The sequence below is a fragment of the Bacillus sp. B4EP4a genome (assembly GCF_006680105.1).
Taxonomy (GTDB): Bacteria; Bacillota; Bacilli; order Bacillales; family DSM-1321; genus Peribacillus; species Peribacillus simplex_E.
Map to the genome: position 1 here is coordinate 166,148 of NZ_VHIK01000022.1, position 13,774 is coordinate 179,921.

Sequence of the window (13,774 nt, forward strand, 5' to 3'; positions counted from 1 at the left end):
ATGGCTGAAAAATATAATACTAGAGAAGAACGCCGAAAGCAGGGGCAGACTCAAAAAAACGGACAGAATAAAGGTCCTAAAAAGCCAACCAATATGCTTAAGCGAATTTTCCTTATACTTGTTACAATCGGAATAATAGGCCTTGTTGCCGGTGGAGCTGCAATGGCTTACTTTATAAGCGACGCTCCAAAACTTGACGAAAAACTTTTGAAAGATCCGGTCACATCCAAGATTCTCGATGAAAATGGTAAATTGCTAGCTGAAATCGGAAAGGAAAACCGGGATTATGTAAATTATGAAGATATTCCCGATTTAGTCGAAGAAGCTTTCCTGGCAACGGAAGATTCACGTTTTTATGAACACCACGGGGTCGATTTCTTACGTCTGGGCAGTGCCGTCATAGCTAACTTCAAAAACGGATTCGGCTCAGAGGGTGCAAGTACATTGACCCAGCAGGTTATCAAGCGTTCTTATTTAACACCTGATAAGACCATTAAAAGGAAAGTCCAGGAAATGTGGCTATCCATTCAGCTTGAAAGAAAATATACAAAAGAAGAAATTTTCGAAATGTATGTGAATAAGATATTCTTTGCAAACCGCGCCAACGGGATCTTAACTGCATCGCAAACTTATTATGGAAAAGATCTTAGCGAATTGAAATTGAACGAAGCGGCCATGCTTGTAGGATTACCGCAAAGCCCAAGCAGGTATGACCCGTATAAACACCCTGAACGTGCGAAAGAACGCCGTGATATTGTTCTGCACTTAATGAATAAACATGGATATATCACCGAAACAGAAATGAAAGATGCACAAAGCATCGATATAACTGAAGGACTTCAAGAAATCGATAAGAGCCAAATCGATACGACCGCATACGATGCATTCATCGATTTGGTAATTGAGGAAGTCGGGGATATGGGTGACTATAACGTCTTTACCGACGGTTTGGAAATCCAAACGACCATTGATAAAGATGCCCAAGAATATGTCTATAACATGTTGAACAGTGATGAAATCATCAATTATCCAAGTAAAGATCTCCAAGCAGGAGTCACATTACTCGATACAGAAACTGGTGAAATTAAAGCAGTGGGCGGCGGCAGGAACACGACGGTTAAACGCGGCTGGAATTATGCAACGGATGCCAAGCGGTCACCTGGTTCGACCATTAAGCCAATTCTGGATTATGGTCCTGCCGTGGAATATTTAAACTGGTCCACCTACCAACAAATCAAGGATGAGGAATATACTTACAGTAATGGAACACCGCTTAAAAATGCTTCAGGACGACATTATGGTACTGTAACCACTCGTGAAGCACTGGCACGGTCATTAAATATTCCTGCCTTAAAAACGCTTCAAGCAGTCGGATTGGACCGGGCACGTGATTTTGCCACTGACCTTGGCATTCCTTTTGACAAGGAAATTACCGAATCGGCAGCATTGGGCGGCGGTAAGGATGTTTCTACACTTGAACTTGCCGGTGCATACAGTTCATTCGGAAACAACGGTATCTATAATGAACCGCATAGTGTGAAAAAGATTGTTTTACGTGATAAAACAACCATCAAAAATAAGACGGAATCAAAGCCTGTCATGAAAGATTCAACAGCTTTCATCGTGACGGACATGTTGAAAAGCGTAATGAAAGAACCTTATGGAACAGGAAGGTTAGCCAATATACCTAGTCTCCCGGTAGCCGGTAAAACAGGTTCAACCAACTTCACGCCTGAACAGCGTGCAGCGAATAACATCCCATCTTCCGGTGTAAAAGACAGCTGGATGGCGGGTTATACAACGAATTATACAGTCGCGGTTTGGGCTGGTTATGATAATGCATCTGGTGAGCAAATGGAATATCTGGGTGAATCATCTCAAAGGATCCCTAAATTCATCTTTAAGAATTTAATGGAACATATGGCTCAATCAAAAGAAACGAAAGACTTTGATCAACCTGACAGTGTTGTGAAGGTTGGAGTCATCAAAGGTTCGAATCCAGCTGTTAAAGCTAATGAATATACACCAAGCAGTAAAATCACTTATGAATATTATGTTAAAGGCCACGAGCCAACACAAGTGACGACAGAATATGAAAAGATCGACTCACCTGGCATTAACGCTTCTTACAACCAGGAAAGCAATGAAATCAATCTATCATGGTCATATCCTAAAGGTAATGGGAATACCCAATTCGAGGTTAAGATGTCCGTGGACGGCGGTGCACAGAGCGTATTAAAAAAATCGAAGGATACTAGTTTAACGATCCCTAATCCAACCCCTGGAAGTAAATATACTTTCTCAGTGGTAGCTCTAGTTGATAACCAACAAAGTGATCCTGCGAGTACATCTGTCAAAATACCTGCTGAAGTGGAAGTCCCTGAGGGTACTGAGGACGAGGAGATTAAAGATCCTGCCGAAGGTGAAAATCCGGAACAAGAAGCTCCTGCAGAAGGCGAAGAGGATAAACAAGACAAAGACAAAGACAAAAATAACAATGGCGAAAATAGTGAAAACGGCAATAACGACAATAACGGAAATAATGGAAATGGCAACAATGATAATAATGGTAATGGGAATGGAAATGGCAACAACACTGATGACGGAAATGGCAATAAGGGTGATGAGGACGTCGAAGGCGGGGATGATGTCACTGACCCCGGAACGGTAGAAGAGGAAAAACCAGTCGAAACCCCTGAACCTGACCCTAACCCGGACCCAGATCCAAACAAAGATACGGAATAAATATATAAAGATTGACTAAAAAAACGTCTAAGCTTTTAGCTTAGACGTTTTTTTGGCTGTTCTTATTTTTGATCATGAACTTCACATATTGTTTTTCAAATTCTCGGAACAACTCACTAAGCTGTCTATAAGAATGAAAAAAAGCAGGTCTTGCAAGGATGAATGAAAGCCTTTCATCCATATTTACCGGTATATTGTTAAAGGATTCTATTTGGACCCGGAAATCATTCAATATCACTGGCTTCCCATGCATCCAGTAGACTGCGGTTAAAAACAAACCGATCCCCTTCTTCATGAGTCCCAAAGTCTGTCCCACTTTTCGCTCAGAAAATAGCAAACTGCATTCTGAATCAATTCCCTTCCATATTTCCAGAAGTTCCTTTACATGCATTGCCCCCTTATTCCAAGGAGCATACGCCTCTACATTATTATAATAAAGTAACTCATACGGGAAAGCCTCGAATGGGATCGTTTCACTCCAACCTGCATATCGCTCTTTTTCCAAGATGGGTTCCTTTTCAGGAAAAAACAAAGAATGGTCCAGTTCTTTAGGAACTTTTAATGATATGGACTGCGTCAATTGGCTTCTTTCCTTTTCATTCTTTTTTTACCTTCACGGCATAACTCGAGAAGCGGGCAGGTTTCACATCTTGGTGACTGGGCCTTGCAATGATAGCGTCCAAAGAATATCAGGCGGTGATGCGTAACGGACCATTCATCCTTTGGTATCTTAGCCATCAACGTTTTCTCAACATCGAGGACACTATCCTTCCAACGGCATAATCCCAGACGCTTGGAAACACGCTCTACATGGGTATCCACAGCAATCGCTGGCACATCAAAAGCAACGGAAACGACTACATTCGCCGTCTTTCTGCCAACGCCAGGCAATTTAACTAGCTCATCACGATCTCTGGGGACTTCTTTACCGTACTCTTCGATCAGCATGTGCGACAACTTTTGTATGTTCTTCGCCTTGTTACGAAACAAACCGATTGAGCGAATGTCATTCTCCAACTCTTCTATCGGAACGCTTATGTAATCCTCAGGCGTTTTATATTTCTGAAATAAATCCTTCGTGACTTTATTGACTAATACATCCGTACACTGAGCTGACAGGGCAACAGCAACCACCAATTCAAATGGATTGGAGTGATTCAGCTCACAATGGGCATCCGGAAACATTTCACCCATCGTATCCAGACAATATCGTATTTGAGCTTTATTCAACATATTGGTTCTCCTTCAATTTACATTACTGCTCGAGCCAGTTATAGAAAGGCACATCTTTCAACGGTTGTGCAGTCTCCGTCTTTCGGTCCCTCTTTTGGTGAACTCTAAATTTTTGTCCTTGCTCCCTTGCCTGTTCCAAGGTTTTAATTCCATTCTTTTTCCACTCGAATAAAATTCGATCAATGTATCGGAAATTCAATTTTCCGGAAATGACAGACTCCCTCAGAGCTGACTTAATGATCTCAGGTTGATGGTCGTCTTCCATCCACATTGCCAATGTCTCACATTCAAATGGAGATAAAGGGCGGCCGAACTCCTGTTCAAATATCGTATAAAGGCTCTCCCCCGCTTTTTGGATTTCAGCAGACTCTGACTGTTTCAAAGTTTTCAAGAACCAGTCCATCATTTTTTCATAAAGTGGGGACAACGAATATTTTTCCTGTCCGATTTCTTGGCTCTCCTCAACCACCATTTCAACAAATCCCCTTTGGACCAAACGCTGGATCAAGAATAGACATTCCGTTTCCTGCAATGTCATTCGGTCAGAAAGTTGGGATGGTGCAGGGAAATGGTTACCTTTATCGATGAAGCTTTGCAATTGTAATAATAGGACCATTTCTTGTTCATTCAGCCCCATTGTACTATAGTTAGTCAACAAAAAGGATGGAATCGTTATCGTTCCTTCCTTAAACCACGCATATAAATGTTCTTTATTCATGTATTTGGACACCTCTGGTTAAGTATAACATGAATAAGGCTCTCCGAATAAGTTTATAATTTTAACAAAAAACGGTTATCTGCCAAATATGGCAAGATAACCGCTTCATTTACGGAATCAAGGATATAATCGATTTAATAGACGTGGGAACGGGATGGTTTCACGGACATGCTCGACTCCACTGATCCATGCAACGGTGCGTTCTAATCCCAAACCGAAGCCTGAATGCGGTACAGAGCCATATTTTCTTAATTCCATATACCATTTGTAAGCATCTTCGCTCAAGCCATGCTCATTGATTCTCTGTTCAAGCAATTCCTGATCATGAATCCGCTCTGAACCGCCAATTATTTCTCCATAACCTTCCGGAGCGATCAAATCGGCACAAAGAACCACTTCTTCCCGGTCAGGATCTGGCTGCATATAAAAAGGCTTGATTTTGGTTGGATAATGAGTTATGAAAACAGGCTTATCATAACTTTCCGCTATCGCAGTTTCATGCGGAGCTCCAAAATCATCACCCCATTGGATATCATCAAATCCTTGTTCATGAAGGAACTTAATGGCTTCATCATATGTAATCCGCGGGAAAGGAGCTTTAATTTGTTCAAGCTTCGCTGTATCACGGCCCAGTGTATTTAACTCAAGCTGACAGTTTTTCAATACGGATTGGATGATGGAAGAAACGAATTGCTCCTGGACCTCCAGGTTTTCTTTAAATTCGATAAAAGCCATTTCTGGTTCAATCATCCAGAACTCGATTAAATGTCGTCTTGTTTTGGATTTTTCTGCCCTGAAGGTAGGACCAAAGGAAAATACTTTCCCAAGTGCCATGGCAGCCGCTTCCATATAGAGCTGACCACTTTGTGAAAGGTATGCATCCTCATCAAAGTATTTAGTCGCGAACAACTCACTCGTTCCTTCTGGTGCGCTTCCAGTTAAAATTGGGGGATCCACTTTAACGAAACCTTCTTCATTAAAGAATTCATATGTAGCACGGATTATTTCATTCCGGATTTTCATGACTGCATGCTGCCGTTTTGAACGCAGCCACAAATGGCGGTTATCCATTAAGAATTCGGGACCATGAGCTTTAGGTGTAATGGGATAATCCAATGATTCATGTATGATTTCAATATCTTTCACCTGTAACTCAAAACCGAACGGCGATCGTTCATCCTTTTGAATGACACCTGTTACATACAAGGATGACTCTTGCGAAATCGATTTCGCACGAGCGAAAATTTCTTCACCCACTTCAGCTTTCACGACCACACCTTGAATGAAACCAGAGCCATCACGGATTTGAAGGAAAGCAATTTTCCCACTGGAACGTTTGCTGGCAAGCCAGCCTCCAATGGTAACTTCTTGATCGACGAATTTGCTAGCATCTTTTATTGTAATTTTCACGGAATTTACCTCCAAAAATAGCTTAACTTACTAATGAATTTACTCTACTTATTATACCCATAGCCCTGCTTACAAGCAAATAAATCACTTGAAGCGGAAGTTCCATGCCCTTTTAAATCACTCTTAATATGTTTTTGTCGCGTATTCGCCAGATTGTATGGTAGATTACTTTTCACTAATGCCCATGCTCTTATTACAGGAAAGTCATCTCTGTATATGTATCGATCGACATTTCTACTTTTAAACAAAGGATTGAATCCAATCAACCAATGGTAATCATTTTCGCCTTTAACAAGGTTTCAAATGATGCATATAATTGAAAAGCACTTTTAGGGTTTCTTATTTGGCAGGAAAGCAGCTCTTCAAGTCTTTTGATCCTATAGCGTAAACCACTCATTGAAATGTTCAATTCTTTCATGCTGCATTCAAGATTTCCACCGCATTGCAGAAATACATAAAGCGTTTTCAATAATTCATTCATTTTTGGATCTTCTTTCATCAATAAAGGACCCAGCATTTTCTCAGCTTTTTGCAGGACCGCTGGAGTACTACCAGTATGCATTAAAATGGATAGCAGATCGACTTCTTCAAATTTGGTAATATCCCGAGTTCCTTCATTCATATTCAAAGCGGTTAAAGCTTCTTGAAAAACATCGTGAGCCCGTTCCAATTCATCACTTGTTGTGCTAAGTCCCATTTTAAAATTATATCCGCTGAAAACAGTATATAAGTGATTGATGCATTCCTTGGTTAGAAATTGAAATTCATTTCCAGGACTCAATGGTATAAGCAATACGATATTACCATCCCTTAATGCTGTTAAGACGACTTGATTCCGCTTCTTAAAGAAACTATATATCTCTTCGATGATTTTCTGCTGAATGAAATAGTCATTCTCTGTCCCCCGATCGGAGGAAAAATGATAGCCCAGCACCGCAATGGTGAAAGGATGATCCAATGAAGCGTCTAAATACATGCTTTTTTTGATTATTTCTTCTCTAGAAGCAAATTCTCTATTTAATATTTGTTCAAGAAATAAACCTTTTACCCTTTCAAGGGCTTCAAAACTGCTTTTCTCATTTAAGAGGAATAAGGAACCAGTCATGGAAACCCTCTCAAGAATCATTCGATTGATTTCCAGGTTCGTTTTTCCTTCGACTCGATCAGACTGCACAAAGGCACAATAGCCATAAGTTTTATTTTGTAACGTTATGGGAGTATAAAGCAGCTCCATCCCATCTTTTACGATTCTTCCGGTCTCCAAAGTGACAGGGCCATTTTCCCTCATTAATTTAAGCTGATTCCTGACTTCCCTCACCTTCCCTTTCTGAAAGCCAGCATGATAAACCTGATTGCCATTGAAATTCTCCATCAACAAAGGTATTTTTGTTTTCTGATAAACCATCCTCACTATGGATTGAAGGCTTCTCCCGTTAATTAACTCTTCTGTCAGCAAATTATGAATATCCATCACTTTTGACAAACTATTGCGTTCCTCCAGCAGCTTTTCATATGTTACGGCAAGCTCTTGTACAATCGGTTCGGTTTTATAATATTTCAACTCATCCTGAATCTCCATGCCCCATAAATGTATCGATTTCCCTTCGTATCTACACTCTGATTGCCCTGCTCCCTTACAGGCACTTTCCTTGAAAATCACTTCATGACCGCAGACCGTTGAATAAAATCCACTTGCATATCCCGTCAATGTATAACAGACTGGCTCTTCCGCGATGCCTGTCTGGGTGATATGTTCCTCTGCTTCATAGGAATTCACCCAAACCCCTTCCACCTTTACAGAGTGCACTTCCGCTTGACTATCCATCGATAATTCCAGATTCATAGTATTAACTTTTGTATAACCTTGCAGCATATGTAAAATGGGGCCTTGCCTCAGTATCTCCTTAACCGTTGACATATTCCCTTTTAGTGCCTTTTTAGCATCATTGACTCCGATATTCCAGCCATAACGTATTAAAAAAGACTTCATTCTTTCAAATCCAATATTCTCGATCAAGTCCTTTCTTAAAGTACCGAAAATCGAAGAGGAAGTCAGGATCATCCTCTCATCATTTAAATGAATTTCACCATCATCATTCTTAAGATTCAAAAGATTCGTCATGATTCCCTCCGGCTTTCCTTTTACATAATATTATACTTTTTCCATACCTTTCCTTTCAAGATAAATGTAAACGCATTCATATCATGCAGTGGCGGAAAAACCGGTGGGAGTCCAATACAAACCATTTTTTTTCACGTTTTCTTAATCAGATTAATTCATTCGGAGCTGGATCAAATCAGCATTAATGCCTTCATATGCATTTATCCACTTATCATTTGTCCAGCCATGGAGGTCATAATCGTCCATTGCCAAGTCCACAAACGCTTTGAATTTATCCGATTGTCCATTTAAATCTGCCATTTTCATGGTTTCAAGCCTAATATTTTCATGGTTACCTGCATAATTGATTTCATATAATTCATTCCTGCCACCAAATTCCGTGCCGATGGAATCCCATATAAGTTTCATCAGTTTTACCCTTTCCACTGCCGAAACCCCGCCTGTACCCTTATAATATTTATCGAGATACGGACGGACCTCAGGGTTTAAAAAATCCTTGGAGCTTGATGGGAGTTGAATGAGATTACCTGCTACAACTTGTTCAAATATCTGTTTCACCTTTGGCCAAACCATTGGTGCGAACACCCTATATGCAGTTGCATATGTGCTATTGGGTAGAACAGTGCCATTCGGCCCTTCCATCGGATCCGTAGCCATCGCTGTCGAGATAGCCCAAAACATATTCCTGTAAGCAAGCACTTCCCCTATATTGGCTTGAACTCCCCTAAATTGATTCGTTCCTGCCATTTCCGTAGCTTTCATCAGAAGCCCAGCCATAAAGTCCAATTTCACCGCATAGCGTGTGCAGCCATGAAATGTATATCGATTCATCCACCCAGTCTTGGATCTAAACCCATTTGCAATTTCCACATTATTATAGGCGAATACATTCTCCCATGGGACGAATACATGATCAAGGACGATGACTGCGTCATTTTCGTCGAACCGACTGGAAAGCGGGTAATCGAAAGGAGTGCCTGACTTGGCAGCCGTTTCTTCAAAAGACTGTCTGCTGATCATTTTTAATCCCGGCGCATTCATCGGCACAAAGAAAATCAATGCATGGCTTCTATCTCCTTCCCCAAGATCGACAGGAGAATAATTCGCGACAAAATTATAATTCGTCAGTGCTGCAGAAGTTCCAACCATTTTGGCTCCGCTTACGATTATCCCATCATCCCGCTCTTCCACCGTACGCACAAATACCTCTTTATTTTCATGTAGCGGTTTATTCCTGTCCATTGCCGGATTTATAATTGTATGGTTACAGAAGGGAACGTCCCTTGTGGTTTTTTCATACCATCTTTTCGCATTATCTTCAAATCCCTTATAAAAATCGCTATACGGTCCCAATGATCCTGTAAAAGCAGCTTTGTAGTCAGGGGTACGACCCATGAAACCATAGCTCAATTTTGACCATTGTGCTATCGCATCCCTTGCTTCAAGCAGCTCTGTTGCGTTCTTTGAGGCCTTGAAGAACTTATGGGTAGTATGACCTTCATCTGTCTTGGCCGTTAAAATCCGTGCAGTAACCGGATCATGGAGAGCATCATATAGTTGGGCAATTGACCTGGCAGAATTGCGGTATGCTGGGTGTGTCGTCACATCATCTACTTTATCTCCGTTCAAGAATACCGTTCTTCCATCTCGTAAACTTTCTAAATACTCTTTACCATTCATCATCGGAACATCCCCCATTCACAATCTTTCAATTTGAATTCCTAGCTTCATACTAACTAAATGTTCAAGGCATTTATCTGTTGAAACCCATCTTTTTTCTAACATTTTTTGTCTAATTATACTGAATAATCTAAATATGTTGAACTTAAACAATAAATCATATACGATATCATATATGATTAATAATAAAAACAAGGGGTGAGTGTCCATGGCAAAAGCAAGAGTGAAACTCCAAAAGTCAGATTATTCAGAAGAAATGGAAATACTGTCGAACCGCTATATATTAATGAACGGTGATAAGTATGAGGTATCACAAATCAAGTTGGATAACCCTATTTCAGGAACCGTATATGGAACATTATTAAACTATAAAGGATCATTGGAAGCATTGAAGGAAAAGGTCTACCATCCTCCTTATAATGAACCTCCTAAAGGGCCGATCCTTTATATTAAACCTAGAAACACGTTTTCGTCTTTTTCAAATCCGGTTCCCCTTCCAAACGGCATACATGAATTGGAAATCGGGGCCGCACTTGGAATAGTAATCAGTAAAACGGCCACAAGAGTCAAGAAAGAACATGCATTGGATTATATAGAAGGTTTTACGATCGCCAATGATATTAGCATTCCGCATGAGAGCGTTTTCCGTCCTGCTATCCGCCATAAAGCCCGTGATGGATTTTGCCCGATCGGTCCATGGGTCGTATCCAAGGAATCCATCTCCAACCCCGATTCTTTAGGAATTCGTGTATATATAAATGGAGAGTTAAGACAGGAAAATTCAACTTCAAATCTAATTCGCTCCATATCCCGCCTTATTGAGGATGTAACTGACTTCATGACTTTGAGTACGGGTGACGTCCTTCTAGTTGGTGTTCCAGAGAATGCACCGCTGGCAAAAGCCAATGATCATGTCAGAATAGAAATAGACGAAATCGGATATTTGGAAAATACCATCATTTCCGAGAAAAAACTATCACTGGAGGGGATTTTATGAAGAGAGCACGTGTAGCCTATGCAGGTGCCATACATTCAGCAAGTGAATATTATGGCCAGCTCCAATTGGCGGATGGCAGGATTGTCAATGAGCAGGATGTTGTCTGGCTTCCCCCTGTGGAACCACGAACTGTCTTCGCGCTTGGCTTGAATTATGCAGACCATGCGAAAGAGCTTGCTTTTAAAGCCCCGGAAGAACCCCTTGCGTTCTTAAAAGGTCCCAATACCTTTATCGGCCACCGGGGACAGACAAGACGGCCTGCTGATGCAGCTTATATGCATTATGAATGTGAACTTGCAGTCGTCGTAGGTAAAAAGGCGAAGAACATAAAAAAGGAAGAAGCCTTTAAGTATGTAAGTGGATATACGATTGCAAATGATTATGCAATACGGGATTATCTGGAGAATTACTACCGACCTAACCTGAAGGTCAAAAATCGCGATACCTGCACCCCAATTGGGCCTTGGCTTGTCGATGCCGAGGATATTCCAGATCCTTCGAATCTAGCCATAAAAACTTACGTCAACGGAAAATTGACTCAGCAAGGCAACACGAAAGACATGATTTTCGGCATTGCTGATTTAATTGAATATTTTAGCAGCTTCATGACATTGAGCCCAGGGGATATCATATTGACAGGCACACCTGAAGGATTGGCGGATACTGCAGTAGGCGATGAAATCATCACTGAAATTGAAGGTATCGGGAAACTCGTTAACACAATAGTCGGTGACGATATATTTACTGAAGGCGGGGATCGGCCGCATCTAAAAATCCATAATTAACGGAAGGGACTGATCACATGCCTCATATCATTATTGAATATACGGATAATATCAAAGATGAAATCCAGATTGACGGCTTATTAAGGAAGGTGAATGATGTACTGATATCCTATCCTTCCATCTTTCCGATTGGCGGCATTCGATCCCGGGCCATTGAATTGAAGCATTATCGTGTTGCCGATGGTACAGAGGATGATGCCTTTGTTCATGCCATACTAAAAATTGGCGCTGGACGCAAAGACAGTGATAAAACCAAAGTATGTGACCAACTTTTCGAAACGATTGAATCCCATTTGGCATCCCTCTTTTCAAAAAGATATCTAGCCCTCTCCATGGAACTTATTGAATTCAGTGATTTTGGCACATATAAAAAGAATAATATCCATGATCGATATAATTAATGAACAATATTTCAAATTTAAAGGCCTTCCTCATTATCGGGAAGGCCTTTAAATTAATATGTTTTGCCAATGCTACAGGGCTCAGTTGATTTCTGCAAGGTTTTCAGTACGGTTCAAGAACTCCTTGACACGGTCCACATATTCCTGTTTATCATAGCCGTTATATAAAGCGCTCGCCATACGGACCGGATCCCCAAAAAAGAATCTTTCGTACAGCGTTTGCCTGGATCCAAATGAACTCATGCATACATCCCATGCGAGACGATACAATTTAACCCTGTCATAGGCTCCACCATTCGCGGCTTGAAGATATTTATCCAAATCCGGTCGAAGCTCCGAATTGAAATCGGCTTCATTTGGTATCGCCATTAAGCCACTAGCTCCAAGAAGCTGCATTATTTCACTGAATCTAGGGTAAATCTTCGGATAATAATTACGGGCTATGTTTAACGGTGTGAAATCGGGTGTCATCATTCCCCACTTATCCACTTTCGCGTTTGCCTCCGAAGCTGTAATGAAAGCCTTTACCGTTTCAAGCGCTATGATGACTTCCGAGATTTTTTCCTGAACATGCTGGTATTGCCCGATATTGATGGTTTCCGCCATTAGTTGCAAAATCCCCAGAATGAACTCGGTTTTGGCGATATTCTTCGCTACCACCTGATGGGTCATATGAACAACTGCATTGCTTTCATTATAAGCCTGGTTGCAAATGCCGACATCCCCATATGCAAATACCCGATTCCAAGGAACGACTACATCATCAAAAACGATAATCGTATCCATTTCCTCAAACCTTGAACCAAGAGGATGGTCAAAATGTGATTTGCCATAGTCGAATGATTCACGACAGATGAATTTCAACCCTGGTGTATTATTTGGTATGGAGAATGCGAATGCATAAGGATTTTCTTCTTCCGATTGTTTAAGCAATGTTGAAGGGAAAACCATGATTTCATCCGTTATTCCTCCTTGTGTAGCTAATAATCTGGCTCCCTTTATAATAAGCCCTTCTGAATTCTTGCCAGCAATCCGTGCAGCGATGTAAGGGTCCGGAAGCTTTGCGGCACTAACTCCCCTATTAACCTGGGGTTGAATCAAGGTATGTGTCAACGACAAATCCTTTTCCCTGCAGAGCTCATAATAATCTTTCATATTTTTAGCAAATGCCGAATCCTGAGTGCCGAACATATCAGCTGCAGTACCGTACGCCATCATCCCACTGTTGATATAGTCAGGGGAACGTCCCATCATTCCATTATTATGCCTTGCCCATTCTTGAATCATTTTCCTCCTTTTTTCAAGGTCTTCCTTAGTCCGCGGCTGCATGAATGAAGTCCCTACTCTTTCGTTTGAAGTTGGTGAAATATAAGTCATGATGTCAGTTTTCGCGGAATCATGCTGCAAATCATATAATTCGGCCTGTGATTTCATGACCCCTTTAAAAGCTGGATGTTGACTGATCTTATCTTTTACTTGCTCTCCATTGATCCATACATTCGCCTTTGCTTTATCTACCCTATCGATATATTCTTTACCTGTTTTAGCTGGCATGCTTACATCCCCCTTTAGTATCAATCTAAATGAAGCGCTTACAATTAAATAAATTCCAAAAATTCAATTAATTCCTATAACAAAATATACCATATGTTATGATATATATATAATACTTAAAAAATTCAA

General features: G+C 40.9%; 11 protein-coding genes. 4 read left to right on the forward strand and 7 right to left on the reverse strand.

Annotated features, from left to right (window positions below; translation table 11 throughout):
* The gene (locus FNK51_RS12550) at positions 1-2,745 is read left to right on the forward strand and encodes a PBP1A family penicillin-binding protein (RefSeq protein WP_141993542.1); all 2,745 of its coding nucleotides are present in this window, start codon (positions 1-3) and stop codon (positions 2,743-2,745) included.
* A gap of 40 nt (positions 2,746-2,785) precedes the next feature.
* Here FNK51_RS12550 and FNK51_RS12555 read toward each other — a convergent pair whose 3' ends face one another.
* The 6 genes from FNK51_RS12555 to FNK51_RS12580 form a co-directional block, all read right to left on the reverse strand.
* Complete coding sequence (locus FNK51_RS12555) at positions 2,786-3,325, reverse strand: YpoC family protein (protein WP_141993543.1); 540 nt, start codon at positions 3,323-3,325, stop codon at positions 2,786-2,788.
* Positions 3,322-3,978: an endonuclease III gene (gene nth / locus FNK51_RS12560; protein WP_076365732.1), complete on the reverse strand. Its 657-nt coding sequence runs from the start codon at positions 3,976-3,978 to the stop codon at positions 3,322-3,324. The genes FNK51_RS12555 and nth overlap by 4 nt, the downstream gene beginning before the upstream one ends.
* Positions 3,979-4,000: 22 nt before the next feature.
* Entirely contained in the window at positions 4,001-4,696 is a 696-nt protein-coding gene (locus tag FNK51_RS12565) for a DnaD domain-containing protein (RefSeq protein ID WP_141993544.1), read from the reverse strand.
* Between the two features lie 117 nt (positions 4,697-4,813).
* Entirely contained in the window at positions 4,814-6,106 is a 1,293-nt protein-coding gene (gene asnS, locus FNK51_RS12570; protein WP_141993545.1) for an asparagine--tRNA ligase, read from the reverse strand.
* A gap of 262 nt (positions 6,107-6,368) precedes the next feature.
* A complete protein-coding gene (locus tag FNK51_RS12575; RefSeq protein ID WP_141993546.1) occupies positions 6,369-8,228 on the reverse strand; it encodes a XylR N-terminal domain-containing protein in 1,860 nt (619 codons plus the stop codon).
* 150 nt (positions 8,229-8,378) lie between these two features.
* Positions 8,379-9,911 carry a 4-hydroxyphenylacetate 3-hydroxylase family protein gene (locus tag FNK51_RS12580; protein ID WP_141993547.1) on the reverse strand — a complete coding sequence of 511 codons (1,533 nt, stop codon included), beginning with the start codon at positions 9,909-9,911 and terminating at the stop codon, positions 8,379-8,381.
* A gap of 205 nt (positions 9,912-10,116) precedes the next feature.
* On the opposite strand from FNK51_RS12580, the gene FNK51_RS12585 reads away from it, so the two are divergent.
* The 3 genes from FNK51_RS12585 to FNK51_RS12595 are packed head-to-tail and all read left to right on the forward strand — an operon-like array spanning position 10,117 to position 12,091.
* The gene (locus FNK51_RS12585) at positions 10,117-10,905 is read left to right on the forward strand and encodes a fumarylacetoacetate hydrolase family protein (RefSeq protein WP_141993548.1); all 789 of its coding nucleotides are present in this window, start codon (positions 10,117-10,119) and stop codon (positions 10,903-10,905) included.
* Positions 10,902-11,690, forward strand: coding sequence for a fumarylacetoacetate hydrolase family protein (locus FNK51_RS12590; RefSeq protein ID WP_098370745.1), 789 nt, complete (start codon positions 10,902-10,904; stop codon positions 11,688-11,690). Before FNK51_RS12585 ends, FNK51_RS12590 begins: the two co-directional genes overlap by 4 nt.
* Before the next feature lie 17 nt (positions 11,691-11,707).
* On the forward strand, positions 11,708-12,091 hold the full coding sequence (locus FNK51_RS12595; protein WP_141993549.1) for a 5-carboxymethyl-2-hydroxymuconate Delta-isomerase: 384 nt from the start codon (positions 11,708-11,710) through the stop codon (positions 12,089-12,091).
* 81 nt (positions 12,092-12,172) lie between these two features.
* On the opposite strand, the gene hpaB is transcribed toward FNK51_RS12595, so the two are convergent.
* The gene (gene hpaB / locus FNK51_RS12600) at positions 12,173-13,645 is read right to left on the reverse strand and encodes a 4-hydroxyphenylacetate 3-monooxygenase, oxygenase component (protein WP_098370747.1); all 1,473 of its coding nucleotides are present in this window, start codon (positions 13,643-13,645) and stop codon (positions 12,173-12,175) included.
* Positions 13,646-13,774: the final 129 nt, after the last annotated feature.